The 14,590-nt window shown below is 70.5% G+C and carries 15 protein-coding genes, 2 pseudogenes and 1 CRISPR repeat array; of the genes and pseudogenes, 12 read left to right on the top strand and 5 right to left on the bottom strand.

The annotated features are described in order from the left end of the window. Positions 1-7: 7 nt before the first annotated feature. A complete protein-coding gene (tap, locus tag AMK27_RS40095; RefSeq protein ID WP_073919393.1) occupies positions 8-2,248 on the bottom strand; it encodes a telomere-associated protein Tap in 2,241 nt (746 codons plus the stop codon). Positions 2,249-2,819: 571 nt separating this feature from the next. Here tap and AMK27_RS44025 point away from each other — a divergent pair. Next, positions 2,820-2,924, top strand: coding sequence for a hypothetical protein (locus AMK27_RS44025; RefSeq protein WP_241847800.1), 105 nt, complete (start codon positions 2,820-2,822; stop codon positions 2,922-2,924). A 191-nt stretch (positions 2,925-3,115) separates the two neighbouring features. On the opposite strand, the gene AMK27_RS40085 is transcribed toward AMK27_RS44025, so the two are convergent. Continuing rightward, entirely contained in the window at positions 3,116-4,423 is a 1,308-nt protein-coding gene (locus tag AMK27_RS40085; RefSeq protein ID WP_073919365.1) for a DNA polymerase III subunit beta, read from the bottom strand. A 514-nt stretch (positions 4,424-4,937) separates the two neighbouring features. Next, positions 4,938-5,271: direct repeats of the CRISPR family, unit length 29 nt; unit sequence GGGACCGCCCCTGTACGCGCGGGCCGGAC. A gap of 400 nt (positions 5,272-5,671) precedes the next feature. Here AMK27_RS40085 and AMK27_RS40080 point away from each other — a divergent pair. Then, entirely contained in the window at positions 5,672-7,228 is a 1,557-nt protein-coding gene (locus tag AMK27_RS40080) for an RNA-guided endonuclease InsQ/TnpB family protein (RefSeq protein WP_073919363.1), read from the top strand. Between the two features lie 1,424 nt (positions 7,229-8,652). Here AMK27_RS40080 and AMK27_RS40075 read toward each other — a convergent pair. Further along, positions 8,653-9,051 (bottom strand): SSI family serine proteinase inhibitor, encoded by a 399-nt coding sequence (locus AMK27_RS40075; RefSeq protein WP_073919362.1) that lies wholly within the window; start codon positions 9,049-9,051, stop codon positions 8,653-8,655. 470 nt (positions 9,052-9,521) lie between these two features. Between AMK27_RS40075 and AMK27_RS40070 the strand changes: the two genes are divergently transcribed. Continuing rightward, complete coding sequence (locus tag AMK27_RS40070) at positions 9,522-9,806, top strand: DUF6233 domain-containing protein (RefSeq protein WP_241847799.1); 285 nt, start codon at positions 9,522-9,524, stop codon at positions 9,804-9,806. Between the two features lie 16 nt (positions 9,807-9,822). On the opposite strand, the gene AMK27_RS40065 is transcribed toward AMK27_RS40070, so the two are convergent. Together AMK27_RS40065 and AMK27_RS42220 are read right to left on the bottom strand one after the other, a co-directional pair. Then, the gene (locus AMK27_RS40065) at positions 9,823-10,011 is read right to left on the bottom strand and encodes a hypothetical protein (protein WP_073919358.1); all 189 of its coding nucleotides are present in this window, start codon (positions 10,009-10,011) and stop codon (positions 9,823-9,825) included. 47 nt (positions 10,012-10,058) lie between these two features. Continuing rightward, on the bottom strand, positions 10,059-10,232 hold the full coding sequence (locus tag AMK27_RS42220; RefSeq protein WP_198956031.1) for a hypothetical protein: 174 nt from the start codon (positions 10,230-10,232) through the stop codon (positions 10,059-10,061). Positions 10,233-10,735: 503 nt separating this feature from the next. Here AMK27_RS42220 and AMK27_RS44020 point away from each other — a divergent pair. From AMK27_RS44020 to AMK27_RS40030, 9 genes and pseudogenes are all read left to right on the top strand, one after another. Further along, positions 10,736-11,293: a DinB/UmuC family translesion DNA polymerase gene (locus tag AMK27_RS44020; RefSeq protein ID WP_079188813.1), complete on the top strand. Its 558-nt coding sequence runs from the start codon at positions 10,736-10,738 to the stop codon at positions 11,291-11,293. Positions 11,294-11,786: 493 nt separating this feature from the next. After that, positions 11,787-11,960: a hypothetical protein gene (locus AMK27_RS42880; protein ID WP_158076975.1), complete on the top strand. Its 174-nt coding sequence runs from the start codon at positions 11,787-11,789 to the stop codon at positions 11,958-11,960. A gap of 2 nt (positions 11,961-11,962) precedes the next feature. Further along, positions 11,963-12,541 carry a hypothetical protein gene (locus AMK27_RS44015; protein ID WP_073919357.1) on the top strand — a complete coding sequence of 193 codons (579 nt, stop codon included), beginning with the start codon at positions 11,963-11,965 and terminating at the stop codon, positions 12,539-12,541. Next, entirely contained in the window at positions 12,541-12,675 is a 135-nt protein-coding gene (locus AMK27_RS44280) for a hypothetical protein (protein ID WP_274535772.1), read from the top strand. Before AMK27_RS44015 ends, AMK27_RS44280 begins: the two co-directional genes overlap by 1 nt. Continuing rightward, complete coding sequence (locus AMK27_RS44010; RefSeq protein ID WP_073919355.1) at positions 12,675-13,013, top strand: hypothetical protein; 339 nt, start codon at positions 12,675-12,677, stop codon at positions 13,011-13,013. The genes AMK27_RS44280 and AMK27_RS44010 overlap by 1 nt, the downstream gene beginning before the upstream one ends. Positions 13,014-13,129: 116 nt before the next feature. Next, complete coding sequence (locus tag AMK27_RS40045; protein WP_143204957.1) at positions 13,130-13,603, top strand: hypothetical protein; 474 nt, start codon at positions 13,130-13,132, stop codon at positions 13,601-13,603. Positions 13,604-13,696: 93 nt separating this feature from the next. Further along, positions 13,697-13,771 (top strand): annotated as a pseudogene (locus AMK27_RS44005) (zeta toxin family protein); the annotation flags it as partial. A gap of 32 nt (positions 13,772-13,803) precedes the next feature. Continuing rightward, positions 13,804-14,031: pseudogene (locus AMK27_RS40035) on the top strand (tyrosine-type recombinase/integrase); the annotation flags it as partial. Positions 14,032-14,185: 154 nt separating this feature from the next. Then, positions 14,186-14,590: DUF998 domain-containing protein (locus AMK27_RS40030; RefSeq protein WP_143204956.1), on the top strand; the 405-nt coding region annotated here is incomplete at its 3' end.

Here is a 14,590-nt window from a genome sequence, read left to right as displayed (position 1 = left end):
CCCTCTCCTACTCTCCGCTGTCGACGTCGGTGACGGTGCCGTCCTTGATGTACCGGGCGAGGTTGAGCTCCGGGGCGTTGAACTTCTCCCGGACCTCCTCGCCCCACAGGACGTCCTGGGTGCCCTCGTGCTTGACCAGGCCGGGGTTGATGCCGAGCTTGAAACCGCCGGGTAGCGGCTTGCCCTCCCGGTAGGGCAGGAAGTCCAGCGGTGACTCGCCGTTGGCGGCGTAGACGACGCAGTCGGACAGGATCGCGATCGGGTACTGGCCGGTGAACGACGCATGCTTGACGATCTTGCGGTGCAGGTTGATCCGGGTGCGGGAGATGACTGCCGCCCGGATGTCCGGCCGCCAGGTCGGGCGGGACAGGGCGCGCCACGGTTCGCCCGGACGCCAGCCCTCGGCCCGGGGCCGCTCGCGCAGCTTGCCCAGGCCGCCCTTGACCGTCGCCTTGACCGCCGAGACGACGATCGCCAGCTCCGGGTCACGGTCTTTGTAGCCGTCCATCGCCGCGAGGAAGTCTCCGGGGGCGAGGTCGGCGTCGACGCCGAGGTCGGACATCGTGGCGAGGTAAGCGTCACGGAGCCGGGTGTACCAGCCGTCGAGGTAGCGGCCGGTCTCGTACCGGACCCACGCCTCGACCGGGCGCACCTCGTAGCCGAGCTCCGCCGCGTAGGCGACGGTGGGCGTCGCGTACCAGGCCGGGCCCTCGGGCCGTTCGCCCTTCGGCGTGAACGGGGACGGCAGCAGGCTGCCGTCCAGGTTCACCCACTCCTTGCCGACCTTCACGCGGGACAGGTCGACGTGGGAGAGGTCGACCAGCCAGGAGCCGGGCAGCTTCGGGTCGAACACGGGGGCCTTGACGTGCGTCGCCTCACCGAGGCCGACAGCCAGTCCGTTCGCCCCCGCGGCGAAGGCCAGGTTGACGTCAATACCGACGAGGTGGCGCAGGGTGCACTCCGCATCGGTCATCGGCCGTGCCCAGTCGTACGCCTCCTCGAACAGCTTCTCCGCCGGGCCGCGTACGTGGAACCGGGGCAGGTCCTTGAGGGCGGGGTGGCCGTCGGGGACCTCGCACGGCGGGAAGTTCAACGGGTCGATGGCGTCCTTGCCCAGGCTGCCGGGGTTGTGCTCGGAGTGCCGCTTGCTGTCGGCGTCCGGCTCGGAGGCACGGGTCGGCGGGTGCAGGGCGGTCATCAGCTCCAGGCCGGTCACGGCAGTCGAGCCGCGCGGCGTCATCACACGGGAGGCGTACACGCCGAGGACGCGGGCGAGCTCCGCCGGCGGGAACTGCCCGGCGTCGCCCCAGTGCCGGGTGTCCAGCGCGTTCCACGACGGGATGCACAGCTGCACGCACTGACGGTCCGATCCCTTGGCGGGGCGGTAGATCCGCGCCCACGGCCCGAACCCGCGCTTCGTCAGCTTCCACTCCGCACGCGCGAGCTGCTTGGTGACCTTGTGGCCCTCCGGTAGCCGGCCGGCGGTCCGCTCCTCCTCCGTGAGCGTGACGGGCATGCCGTAGCGCTCGCAGGCGGCCTCGGTGAGCACGATCAGCGGGTCGGCGTCCTTGCCCGGACCCGACAGCTTCGGAGCCCCGAGCTTGGCCTCGCGCAACGTCCAGTCGACCAGAGCCGGGACGCTCTTGGCTGGCACGTCCAGGACCAGGCCGCCGGTGCAGTACGCCAGCACCTTGCCGTCCTCGACGTCGACGACCGCAAGTGGGCCGTTCTCGAACCGCGGGCGGGTACCGCCCGACGATGTCCGGGCTGGGGCCGGCTCCTGCGCGCCCGGACGACGCGACGTCGACGGCTGCCTGGCGGTACGCGACGGACGGGTCGCGGGCGCCGGAGCAGCGGCCGCCGGAGCAGGTGTCTGGGGGTTCTCGGTCACTGCCACGGCCTCGGCCTCGGGCACCTCGCTCGCGGGCAGAGTCCGCGCTTCCGCAGCGACAGGTGCGGCAACGGGCGCAGTCGGCCTCTCTACGTCAACAGTGGGGGCCGCGGGGGCGGCGGGGTAGAGCTCCGCGAGCTTGTCCAGCAGCCGGGCGTAGGCGTCGCGCTCGGGCGGGCGTGGCTCGGTCTTGCCGGACTCCCAGGCCGACACCGTCGCCCGGCGTACGTCCAGTGTGGTGGCCACTTCATCGATCGTCAGGCCGTGTGCAGTCCTCAGCCGCTTGCGCTCTGTCGGCGGCGGCAGGACTGCGCGGGATGCAAGTAGGGCGTCGACCGCGTCGAACAGCTTGGACAACTCGGGCATGAAACACCTCCTGGGGAACACCCTACCCAGTGAAACGTACATCCGGCGTACCTTGACCGTAGTTCTCGCGTACGAACCACGTCCGTATCGCGTACAGAATTCTTGAGCTGCGAGAACGAAGGCCGAGAGCTCGGGAGAGCTCGGTGAACGGGACGACGGAGGCGGCGGTGCTGAGCGAGGAAGAGCACGACGTCCTCGAGCGGCGTTGGCACCTCGCTCTCCAGGCCTGCTCTTGCCCTACCGGGAACCTGGCCCGAGGAAGCGGGCTTCCTGACGTGAAGGACTTCTGTCCGTTGGCGTGATTGACGGCGTGGGCCGGCGGGTCTTGGGTGGGGAGCAAGGCCCCAGCGAAGGGAGTTGCCCATGGAGCGGGTCAGGCTTTCGGGCTGGCTGCCGCGGTGTTCGCGCTGCCGGGGGATCTCATCGTGAGTGCGGTGGCGGCGGAGGATGGCGAGCAGGGGCGTCTGATCCACCTGGAGCTGTGCGTGGTGTGCGACACGGGTGACGCCGATCGCTCGGCGGCCTTCTCGTCCAGTGGTTCACGGACGGCGGTGGCAAGGACGTGAGCCGCGCCCAGGAGGGCGCGCATCTCTTGATGGAGTGGACCAAAGAGTGCATGGCCGGCAAAGGATGGCAATGGCAGGACACTCCACCTGAGCAGCCCTGACGGGCGGAAGGTGCGGTCCCCCTCGAACACAGGGGTCAGACCGCAGCCAACCCGGTGCAGGTCTTCGACATTCCGCTACGCGATCTCGCCGGTGAACAGGTAGGGCCCGTACTTCGTTCCGTCGACCGTGCGTTCCCCGCCCGGGGGCGGGGGTGGGGCGGCGGGCCCCACCCCCGCGGATGGCTGTTCGCTCAGGAGAGGCGGACGTGCATCAACAGGTGCTTGTAGCCCTGGCCAGTCATTTCGGGGCCCTCGGTGAAGAGTCCGGGCTTGCTGATGTGCCCGTTCTTCATCTCGCTCAGGTGCAGGGTGATGGTGTCTCCGGTGAACGTGCCGAGCGCGTCCAGCAGGAAGTTCGGGTTGAAGGCGGCGAGGCCGCCGCGCAGGCCTTCGCCGGTGCCGCGGGTGACGGTCGTCGGGATGGACATGCCCTTGGTGCGGGCATCGCCTTCGGCCGTGTCCAGCCGGGGGGCGAGCGTGAGGTTGCCGTCAGAGTCCCAGGCGAACATGACGGGGACGCCCTTGAGGCCCTTGGCGGTCAGGACTCCCTGCGCCTTCTTGACGGCCCGGACGGTCGTGGCGCGGTCGAGCTGGACCGACGTCTCGCACGCCTTGGGGAACAGCGACTTGTACTTGGGGAGGCTGCCGTCCAGCGAGCGCATCGTGATGGTGATGGCGCCCAGCGACAGGGTGGCGCGGGGAGTGGGCCAGGTGGCCACGGGATCCCCTTCGGCATGGTCGTCTTCGAGAAGGCCGATACCCACGGGCCCGTCGTGGCCCTTCAGCCGCTTGGCCAGGGCGGAGAGGGTGGCAGCCGGGATGAGCGCGGCCAGCGGCTTCTCCGGCGGCTGCACGGTCATGGTGACGGGGACTTCCGCGACGACAAAACGGTAGCGGTCCGTGGCCGCCATGGTGAGCGTCTCGCCGTCCAGCGTGACCTGGACACCGGTGAGTGCGGGCAGCGTGTCGTCGGTGCCCGCAGCGGGCAGCACACGGCTGAGCTGACCGAGGAAGGCCTGCGCGTCCATGGTGGCCATGGCGGGCACGGCCCCCAGCGGCTGGGTGTACTCGCCGATGTCGTGCGTGGTGATGGGCACCGTGAGGTGTTCGGTGGCCAGCAGGTCCCCGGCAAGGGAGACGCGGGTTCCGGCCGCCACGGCCTTGGTCTCCCCCGCGACCATGGCTGCGAGTGTCTTCTTCAGTTCCGGGAAGTCGAGGAGCGAGGAGCCCTCCCCGCCGGGAGTGGCCGCCTGAACCATCACCGACACCGCGGTTTCGAAGTCGTAGGCGCTGAAGACGATGCGGTTGCCGCCGGTCTCGATCAGCACACCGCGCTGAGCGGCAGGCTGCGCCTTCGGGGCAATTCCGAACTCAGCGAAATTCAGAGCGTCGATGATCTCCGCGTGGATTCCTGCGAAGTTCGCGGTCGGCTTTACGGGCTCCTTCTCCCCCTTCTGTGCTGCGGTGGAGGTAGCGACCTGCGATTCGGACGTGGTCATGGCTCTCCCTGGAGAGTGAGATGTGGATTCGGCTTGTTGACCGGCTGCCACCGCCGACCAACAAGACAACTATACCATCTATCACTCAGAATCAGGGCTGGTCAGATGCTTCAAGCGGCCCAATCTGCGGCGGAATCAGGGAGTTGGGCGGCAGCGGTCTGTCCCTGAACGCAGCGGGGCCAACGGCTTGGCGGCCGCGCCCACGGCGGCTTTTCCGTCGTTGAACGGGTATGCCCACCAGCACGGAGCAGGTCGTCGGCGAACGGCTGCCCTGGACCGGATGCGCGGGTACCTCGCCGCGGACCCGGAAGCCATCGCGGCCGCCGCGGCGGCGGGTGCCGTGTGCCCGACCACGGCCGCCTACACGCGTCAGCAGACCTCGCAGGCACTGGTACGGGAGCCGCGGCTGGACGGGGCCGGACAACTCGCCGGCCGTGATGGTCGAGTTCTCGGTGGGACCGCCCCTGCACCCGCGGCCGGACTGCAGGAGGCTGCGGGTGGCGAGCCACATCTCGGGACCGCCCCTGTACGCGCGGGCCGGACGAGGGCATCGGGGGCGTCTCCGCTCCGTGGCAGGGACCGCCCCTGTACGCGCGGGCCGGACTCGCCGTTCTCGGACGAGACGGTGACCGAGACGGGACCGCCCCTGTACGCGCGGGCCGGACGAGGACCAGTCGGCTCGGGGTCCCGCCTCGCAGGGACCGCCCCTGTACGCGCGGGCCGGACTCGGTGCTCGCGGGTGCGATTGTGTACGCCACGGGACCGCCCCTGTACGCGCGGGCCGGACTCCCCGGACGTCGGCGACCTCGTGAACCTCGCGGGACCGCCCCTATACGCGCGGGCCGGACCCTCGGCAACCTGGGCATTCTCACTGGAAGGCGCAGCTTCGGCACCACTTTGAAGTTTTCAGCAGAGGTCGTACTCCGCACGTAACCCATCGGCGTGTTAGGGACGGGCGACTCGGTTACCCGGCCGCTCTGGGCGACCAGCTGCCTGGTCGCAGGCTGTCTCCAGCCCTCTCCTGCCCGCTTCCCTCCCCAGCCGCGTTCAGGCGGCTAGGGGTTTCCTGCCCTTGCCTTGCGGCTGGTGCAGTCCACGGGCGCTCTACTCCCCCCTCCAGGGGACGAGTTCGCCTCCTGGGGAGGCGAACGAGCAACACGGTATGAGATGAACCGAAGAGAACAGCGCATTGGCTTCGCTATTCACCTTTTTGCCGCATTTATCAGTGGTGGGTGTGATGGTGCGGGCATGGACGAGAACACCACCACTGTCGTGGTCCGGGAGACGCTGGATCCCACCGCAGACCAGAGAGCGATCCTGCAGCGCTACGCCGACGCCTCGCGCTGCAGCTTCAACTACGCCCTCGGCCTCAAGCACGGTACCCAACAGCTCTGGGCCCATGGACGTGACCGGCTGATCGCTCAGGGGCAGACGCCGGCCGAGGCGGCCAGGAACGCGCCGAAGGTCGATGTGCCCTCTCAGTTCGCTGTTCAGAAGATCTTTCTGGCGCAGCGGGACCAGCCGCTGCCTGGTCCTCTGCTGCCGGGCCAGGAGCCGCGGTTGCTGTTCCCGTGGTGGAAGGGGGTGAACGCGATCGTGTGTCAGCAGGCCTTCCGGGACGCGGATACAGCGTTCAATAACTGGAAGAGCTCGGGTCGGCGCAAGGGGGCTCCCGTCGGCTATCCGCGGTTCAAGCGGCGTGGCCGGTGTCGGGATTCGTTTCGGATGTTCGCCGTGCGGCTGGTCGAGCAGGATCTGCGGCATGTACGGATCGGCGGTGGCGGTGGTCAGCCGGCGTTCTCGGTGCGGCTTCATCGTCCTGCGCGGCGTCTGGCACGGTTGCTGGCCCGGGGCGGCGTGGCGAAGTCGGTGACGATCTCCCGTGAGGGGCACCGCTGGGTGGCGGCGTTCAACGTCCGTGTCCCGGTCGGGCCGGTACCGCGGCCGAGTCGGCGCCAGCGGGAGGCGGGCACGGTGGGGGTGGATCTGGGCGTGAAGGTGTTCGCCGCGACCTCCGATCCGGTGATCATCAACGACCACAAGATCCAGCTGTTCGAGAATCCCCGGCATCTGGAGAACACTCGTCGGCAGCTGCGGAAGTGGCAGCGGCGCATGGCACGCCGGCATGTGCGCGGGCTGAGGTCTCACGAGCAGTCGCAGGGCTGGAAGGAGGCCCGGGACCAGGTCGCCAGACTGCACGCGCTGGTGGCTGCCCGCCGGGCATCCAGCCAGCACCTGGTGACCAAACGGCTGGTCACTCAGTATGCCCACGTGGCCTTGGAAGACCTGCGGGTGAAGAACATGACGGCCTCCGCACGCGGCACCGCGGAGAGTCCCGGCCGAAACGTCAGGGCCAAGGCCGGACTGAACCGGGCCATCCTCGATGTCGGCTTCGGCGAGATCCGTCGCCAGATCGAGTACAAAGCCCTGCTGTACGGGGCCCAGGTGACCGTTGTCGACCCGGCGTACACCTCGCAGACGTGCAACCGCTGTGGGCACGTGGACGCCAAGAGCCGCCGCACCCGCGATCAGTTCACCTGCACCCGCTGCGGCCACGCCACCCATGCCGACATCGGCGCCGCAATCAACATCAAAGCCCGTGCAGAGCTCACGTCCGAGTCCGCCGCCCCAGGACTCGCCAACCATGACCAAGGCGTTCACTGCGGAGCACCGGCGAACCAGACCCGCCCCAAGGCCCGGCGGTATGCCCCTCCAGCGAAGCACGGCATGCCCTACTCCGGAGAAGTGAGCGGCAAAGTACCGAAGGGCAGAGCGTCACACTCGCCTGTCAGCCAGCCAGGCTGACTGAGGCCGCGAGGGTCAACTGGCGGTGGTGCAAGGGTGCGGCGTGCGCTGAGAGGTGCGCGTCTGCGCTGTCCGGCTCCGGTCTCGACGTCGTGGGCTCGTCCTCTGCTGCCCTACGCTCTGCGGCATGACTCGACGTATCGGCCGGGGCGGACGGAAGGGACAGACCCACACCGCCACGCCCAACCTGCGCCTCTACGACGTCCCGCCGGCTTCCGATGTCACGGTGACCCGGGCCGACGGAACGGTGGTGACCCAGTCGGCGAAGAAGCCGAAGGAGACGGCGTCCGCCCGCCCGCGCAAAGGCCCGATGGTGTGTGGCATGTGCGGGGGGCCGATCACGGGCGAGCGGGTTCTGTTCAGCTGGGGTGGCGGGTCTGCCCGGGGCAAACCGGTGCACAGCCGGTGTGACCCGAAGGCCCGGCCCGAACGTCCCCCGCGGTCCACCTCGAAGAACAAGTACGCGGCCCCACCTCCGAAGCGGACGCCTGGGCCGCGCAAGCCTGTGGGCACGTGCCCCAAGTGCGGGGCCCCGCCCGGGGAACTCTGCACGGTCCAGTACGCCGACGGCACGACCGGACAGGTCAAGATCGGGCACGTCCAGCGCAGGGCCGCTCCAGACGCCTGAACCGCTCCCCATACGCGCAGCGGGCTCGGCCGCAGCGGGTCTGATCAGCGGCCGTACACGCTGCGGCAGAGGTCGGCGGCGCCCATGGGCGCCTGGATGCCCTGGGCCTGGCGGCAGAGCTGACGCATCTCGGGGGCCTGCCCGGTCGCCGGCTGCTGGCGGCGGGGGGCCGTGGGTTGCTTCCGCGTCTGCTTGCGCTGTTTCGCCGACGTCTTCGCCTTCGGGGTCTTCTTGGGCGCGGGCTTCGCGGCAGCGGAGTGGCGGTGAGGCGGGTGGGGGCGTGCGGCAGGCCGCCCAGCCGGGAATGGGGCGGGCGGCGATGCCTTGGCCGGAGGTTTCGCGGCGGCGCGGCCGGGCGTGGGCGGTGTGACCCCGGCGCTGGCAAGTTCTTCCCGTGCAGGGGCCTCGGTCGGCCTGGGCTCGGACGGAAGCAGGGCCGGAGGCCTGTCATCTGCGGGGGCGAGCGGTGCGGGCCGCGCGGCAGGTGGTGCGGGAGCGGGGGTAGAGGGGACCGCTACGCAGCCGGTGGTCAGGGCGGCGGCCAGGAGGAGAAGAGTGGTGCGGCGCTTCATGGTCGTCACGCTTCCGCAGGTGAGGCGGCGGGGGGTGGTGACGCGGCGCGGGTCCACCGTGACGAGTGACTGGAGGGTCCGTAGTGGACGTGGCAGCGCCCCTGCCTGGGGGGGGTGGCAGGGGCGCTGCGCGAGGCGGTCGGGGAGCTGAGGACCAGTCGGCTCGGTCCCGCCTCGCAGATCAGGGTAGGAGTGTCCTGCCCGTGTTCGGGGCGGAATGCCCGTCAGAAGTGGAAAACGGCGCCGGTCTTGCCGGCGGCTTCGCAGTTGTTGGCGTAGGTGCGGGTCCATTCGACGGTGCGGCCGCGGTAGGTGCCCTGGGCGGAGAGGGTGACCGGGGCGTGCTCGGCGGTGCAGATGCGGTCGGGCTCGCCGCGCAGGCGGTCGAGGTCGCCGCCGGCGGCGTCGAGCGCGGCGCAGGCCTCGGCGCGGTGGGGGTGGGCGGGGCGGTCGCTGGCGGGGCAGTCCAGCCAGACGAATGCCACGGTGTCCGGGCCCCGGTCTACGGTCCGCTCGGCGGTGAGCTGGAGCCGGGTGTCCTGGGCTGGGGCGGCGGCGGTTGCGGCGGGGGCGAGAGCGGCGGCGAGGAGCGCGGCGGCGAGCGCGGTCATGATCTTGTTCATGATCGGGTCAACGCGGGGCGGGGTGGCCGGTCACCTCGCTCGATGGGGTCACGCCGCCCGAACTGCCCACTGTTCGGTGGGGCGCTCACGGCCGTCGGAGGGTGCGGGGTACCCCGTATTCTGATTAGAGCACCTGTTCGAATCCGGGTGCAGTCGTGCCGGGTACGGCCAGGCCGGACGCGAGTCCTACCCTCGGCCGCATCGGCACCTGTCCACCCGGCCCCGAGGATGCGCGCCATGACCACCCCTGCCCGGCCGGTGAACCTCCCACCGCAGATGTGCCCTCCCCAGCTCCTCGGGAAATGTGCGCGCTGCCACGCCGCATGCCACCGGTACGGATTCGGTGGCAACCCCTTGTGCCAGGCACATCAGCGAGAGGTGGCTGAGCTCCAGGCGAAGAAGCGCACGGGTGCGTGATGTCCGAGCTGCCTCCAGACCTTCCACGGCTTCGGACCCTGGAGCACTGGCTCGTGCTGTCCCTGGCTCGTGTCCGGGAGCGGATAGCCGAGGTCGAGACCCGGGAGGCCGCCCTGCGCCCCGTGCGGCAGCGCCCGGAGGGTCCCGGCTGGGTGCTGTCCTTCCTGCGCGAGGGCGGGCGGCCGGTCGCGGACAGCATCCACATCGGCGACTGCCGCCTCGCCGCGCCGCATCGCAGACCGCTCAGCCGCGAGGAGGCCCGCCGGGCGCTGACCGCCGACGGGATACGGGCCTGCGAGATCTGCCGGCCGGACTCCGAACTCGGCATCCTCGAGTAACGTGCCGGTGCCGCGCTCAGTCGGCGGGGAGCCGCCGGGCCAGGTCCGCAGCGAGCTGGCCGGCGGCCTGTCCGCGGGGTGTGAGGTCGAGTGATTCCAGCAGCAGCAGGTAGCCGACCGCGTCCCGGGCCTCCGCCGCCGTCAGCAGGGGCAGGCGAGGGCTCGCCGGGTAGCCGCCGGTCACGGCCTGTTCGTCAGTCTCCACGCAGGGCCCAACCCGCGCTGAGGCCTCCAGGACACGCCCCGAACGGGTCAGGCGGTCTTCCGGCGGGTCGCCTTCTTCGCCGCGGTCTTCTTGGTCGCGGTCTTCTTCACGGGCGCCTTCTTCTTCGGCTTCGCAGGCATCTCGTGCACGGTCGCCTCACCCCCGCTGGTCTTGCCGCGGCGCTCCCGGGCGTCCGTTACGGACTTCTCCAGGGCGGCCATGAGGTCGACGACCGGCGCAGCCGCTTTCTCCTCGCCTTCCGCGGGACGTCCACACCGGCCACGGAGAAGAGGCGAAAGCGGCATGAGCCGATGCGTGATCATGCACGTGCGATGCCGTCCGGACATCGAGCCCGAGGAGTACCGCACCGTCCTCGACCTCCTCGCTGACGTGACCCCCCTCGTCCAGCCCATCCCGCCCGGCGCCGCCCTCGCGCAGATCGGCGGCGTGCTCCGGCTGCACGAGGCGACGCCGGACGAGATCGCCCGGCGCGTGCGAGTGCGCGCCCTCCTCCACGGCACCGACGTGCGGATCGGCGTCGCGGACACCTGGGCGACGGCCGCGACCGCCTCGGCCCACACCGGCCCCGGCGGCGTACTGCACCTCCCCGACGAACGAGCCGTGACCGCCTTCCTCGCCCCGCTCCCGGTTCTACGGGGTCGGCGCCGCACAAGCCGCGACGCTCCGCCGGTACGGACTGCACACCATCGGCGCCCTCGCCGCCATGCCCGAGGACGTCGTCTGCCGCGTCGTCGGCGGCAGAGCGGGCCGGACACTGCGCCAGCGGGCCCGCGGGATCGACCCCCGCGCCGTGGTGCCGCTCCGCCGGCCGGAGTCGACCTCGGCCCGGCATGACTTCCAGCGGGACATGCTCGACCCCGTCCTCGTCCGGGCCGCGCTCCTGGACCTCGTCGCCGAGCTCGCCGAACGGCTCCGCGCACGTGGGCAGATCGCCCGCGGCCTCACCCTGTCCGTACGCCTCGCCGACGGCGCCCGCGTCGAACGGACACGGAAACTCCCCACCCCCTCCGGCCACACCGAAGACCTCCGCACGGCCGTGTGGCGCAGCTGGGACGCGCTCGCCTTCCAGCGGGCGCGCGTCCGCAGGGTCACCGTCACCGCCGAGGAACTCACCGCCGCCGAGGACGGCCCCGGCACCCAGCTGTCCCTCGACCCCGAACGCGAGGCGCGGCTCCGCATCGAGCCGGTCCTCGACAAGCTGAACGCCCGGTGGGGGCACACCGTGGTCCGGCCGGCGGGCGCCTACCGCCACGCCTCCTGACGAAGGCCCCGCCCACTTCTTCCCTGTTTCCGCTGGTCAGAAGTAGCGTCGCCACACCAGGGCCGGACCACCGGCCCGCGCAGCGAGGGGAGCAGTCATGCGTGTCGACACTGGATGGGTCCGGAACGTCGCCCCGGAGTGGGGGAGCTGACCCACTCGCGACAGCGCGCGCCATGTCGTCTGCGGTTGGGCCGTCACATGAGTGGAGCCCCGGCGCCATGCGCCGGGGCTTCTGTTCGGCGGGGGCGAATCCACGGCGGGGCCGGTGGCCCGGGGCCTTCGCCGGCGTCTGGAACCCGGGTACGGGTGGTCGAGGGAGACGGCTCAATGAGGGGAAGGGACGGCTGGCGAAGTGTCATACCCCGCGAGGTTTCCCGCACTTCGCCCGGGATGGCATGAGGAACTGGTCGTGCAAGCCGGTCCCGGGCCTCCCGAGCGACGCTGCCTCTCCCGGAATGGCCGGGCAGAGTTCACCCGGAAGGATTCCGCGCACATGAACAACCCGCTCACCCCTCACCCCACGCGGGGAAGCCGCGTGCTCGTCCTGCTCCTGGTCCTCACCGCCGGCGTCGCCGCGGCGCAGAGCCAGGAGTGGGCGAGCGCCCTGGGAACGGCGGCCGCCGTCTACACCGCCATGTCCACCGGCGACCCGAACCGCAGGAGCTGACCATGCCCCGTACGAAGCCGTCCCGCCTCGAACTCGAACTGATCGCCGAGGTGGACAAGCATGGGTATCGCGTCACCGCCACGCAGCTGGAACGGTGGCGGCAGCAGCTGTGGCTGCCGAGGACGAAGGACTGGCGCGACGCCGATGGCACGCTCCGCCCCGAGGTCGTGCACCTGACCATGGGCCTGGTCCGGGCGTCGGGGCAGGGCCGAAGCGTCAGCTGGGCGGGCTGGTACTGCTGGGCCCTCGCCGACACCCCGGAGACCGCCGAGCGGCTGAGGGACGCTCTGCTCTCCTCGATACGCAAGCCCCTGGAGAAGGCCGGTCTCAACGTGGATCAGGTCCCCGGCGGCGACTCCGACGCCGCGTTCGAAGCGCGGGAGGAACTCGCGGCGCAGCTGCTCAGGACCGTCGCTCCCCGCGCCGGGACCTGGACGGAACGCTGCGCGCATACGCGGCCAAGGACGGTGTCGAGCTGCCCCCGAGCCACTCCATGCCGAACCTCTTCCACCGGGCGCTCACGGAACCGGGGGCCCGCATGCTGGTCGGCGGGGCATCTGATGTGGGCTTCGAGGGCCTGATGGAGTCGTGGGAGGCCACCTGGCCGCAGGGCAGGGAGATGATCGAGCGCATCCGAGCCGCCCATCGAAAGGCCGAACTCGCCGGCGTCGACCTCATGGCGCAGTCCCCGATGGCGGACGGCCTCCGGGGCTGATGAGGGTGGTCGAGCAGGCCGACGACCGGCTGCTGTGCGCGGCGGTCCGCGCCTGCACGAAGGCCTCCGGCACAGTGGCGCTACTGTGGACGCGTGCCGTGGAGAACCCGGAGCTCGTACATCACCTGATGGCCGACGTGATGTGGGACCAGTGGGTCCGGGTGGGCGGTCTCGCACCGAACGGAGCGGCCGGTGAGGCTGCGGTTGCCATCAGCACCGTGCAGTACCTGGCCGTCCCAGGGTGGGCCGACGACCTGCACCGCTTCCAGGCCTTCATGGAGAGCCTGCTCGACCTCACCGCTGGTCCTCGCAGGACAGGACGAACAAGACTGACCTGAAGGCCGCGCCGCCCAGGGGGTCCTCGGGCCCACTAGGGTTCGCCGCCCCGGCTTCCCATGCCGACGTCTCAGGGCCACGAGTTGGCTTGTCAGAGGCATCGGCTACCTTGCGGGCCATGGGAGATTCAGGCGGATCATTGGCGACCCGGTCCACGGGGGAACTGCACCAGCTCATGCGGGCAGCGGGGTTCACAGACATCGACGACACGGAGGCGTTGGCGGACGGGTGGCAGGTGACGGACTTCGCCGACGCCGGACGGTGCAGCCTTGCGAACCTCGTCCAGCGAACGGGGACACCGGCTGTCATGGTGTCCTTTCTCGATAGCGACGTGGGCTTCATCGAGGCCCTCACGCCGGACGGCGACGGCTGGGAGGGCCTGCTCAACCGGGAGATGGCGAAGAGTTACGAGATCCCTCTGGAGCAGTTCCCCGTCGAACCGGCCGTGGCCGGCGCTCTCGCCTGGTCGGCCGCTGCCGGACTGACGCCCGACGAGGAAGCCATCCGGCAGACGCTCACCGGGTCGGCGCTGTTCGCGGAAGAGCTCTCATCTGCCCTCCTGATCGCCCTGGGGCTGCCAGGCGCAACCTAGCCCTCTCAAGGCGGGACCTGGGGAACTACGTGAACTTCACCCTGGGGAATAACGCGATCGTCCACACGCCTGCCGCAGTGGACGCGGGGGGCCGTGCCGCAGGAACGGCCGGTCGTTGTGTTCGTCGCAGGTCAGCCCGGGGCCGGAAAAACGAGAGTCGCCGACCTGATCCAGGCTGCCCTGGGACAACGTGGTGGGGCAGTCCGGACGGATTCCACGTCCTCCGGCACACGTACGCCTCGATCATCCTCGAAGCCGGCGAGTCCGTGGTCACCCTCGCCCGATGGCTCGGCCACTCCAGCCCGACCATCACCCTCGACCACTACGCCCACTTCATGCCCGAGGCCGGTGGCAAGGGGCGGGCGGCTGTCGACGCGCTGCTCGGTGCGGTTCCCGCGTACGTTCCGGAGAACATGGCCCTTGCCTGAGAACGGGTGGCACAGCACACGCTGTGCCACCCGTTCTCGTTCGGCTTCGGCCGCACCGTGGGCGGGTGACGCAGGACACTCTCGCCGTATCGATGACTTCGCCGGACGCGATCGGTCATGTCTACGACAAAATCCGAACGAGGAAGGCCCCGACATGCCCCAGACGCTCAGCGCCCGTTCCCAAGCCGTCCCCACCTCGCCGCCGGCCTCGCGGGCGACGGCTCATAGCCTGATGGCAGCGGCTGTCGTCGCGGGACCGCTGTTCCTCGGAGTGGGCATCGTTCAAGGACTGACCCGCGAGGGCTTCGACTTCGGCCGCAACGCGATCAGCCAGCTCGCCCTCGGTGAGGCGGGCTGGATCCAGACGATGAACTTCCTCATTGCGGGAGCCCTGTTGATCGCGGGCGCGGTCGGGCTGCGCCGTGCGCTGGGCGGAGGTGCCGGAGGCGCCTGGGGTCCGGTCCTGACCGGAGTCTTCGGCGCCTCGTTCTGGGCTGCCGCGGCCTTCCCCGCCGATCCCGGCGCTGGTTTCCCCGTCCGAGCCCCCGACGCGACCGAG

Source organism: Streptomyces sp. CB02009 (assembly GCF_001905825.1).
Lineage (GTDB): Bacteria > Actinomycetota > Actinomycetes > Streptomycetales > Streptomycetaceae > Streptomyces.
Note: the sequence above shows the minus strand (reverse complement) of the source record. Positions and strands in the feature narration are given on the sequence as shown.

What these genes read in the sequence shown, in the direction of transcription:
- AMK27_RS40085 (WP_073919365.1), bottom strand. Translation starts at nt 4,423, where the DNA reads ATGACCACGTCCGAATCGCAGGTCGCTACCTCCACCGCAGCACAGAAG.
- AMK27_RS40080 (WP_073919363.1), top strand. Translation starts at nt 5,672, where the DNA reads ATGGACGAGAACACCACCACTGTCGTGGTCCGGGAGACGCTGGATCCC.
- AMK27_RS40075 (WP_073919362.1), bottom strand. Translation starts at nt 9,051, where the DNA reads ATGAACAAGATCATGACCGCGCTCGCCGCCGCGCTCCTCGCCGCCGCT.
- AMK27_RS42220 (WP_198956031.1), bottom strand. Translation starts at nt 10,232, where the DNA reads ATGGCCGCCCTGGAGAAGTCCGTAACGGACGCCCGGGAGCGCCGCGGC.
- AMK27_RS44020 (WP_079188813.1), top strand. Translation starts at nt 10,736, where the DNA reads ATGCCCGAGGACGTCGTCTGCCGCGTCGTCGGCGGCAGAGCGGGCCGG.
- AMK27_RS42880 (WP_158076975.1), top strand. Translation starts at nt 11,787, where the DNA reads ATGAACAACCCGCTCACCCCTCACCCCACGCGGGGAAGCCGCGTGCTC.
- AMK27_RS44015 (WP_073919357.1), top strand. Translation starts at nt 11,963, where the DNA reads ATGCCCCGTACGAAGCCGTCCCGCCTCGAACTCGAACTGATCGCCGAG.
- AMK27_RS44280 (WP_274535772.1), top strand. Translation starts at nt 12,541, where the DNA reads ATGGAGTCGTGGGAGGCCACCTGGCCGCAGGGCAGGGAGATGATCGAG.
- AMK27_RS44010 (WP_073919355.1), top strand. Translation starts at nt 12,675, where the DNA reads ATGAGGGTGGTCGAGCAGGCCGACGACCGGCTGCTGTGCGCGGCGGTC.
- AMK27_RS40045 (WP_143204957.1), top strand. Translation starts at nt 13,130, where the DNA reads ATGGGAGATTCAGGCGGATCATTGGCGACCCGGTCCACGGGGGAACTG.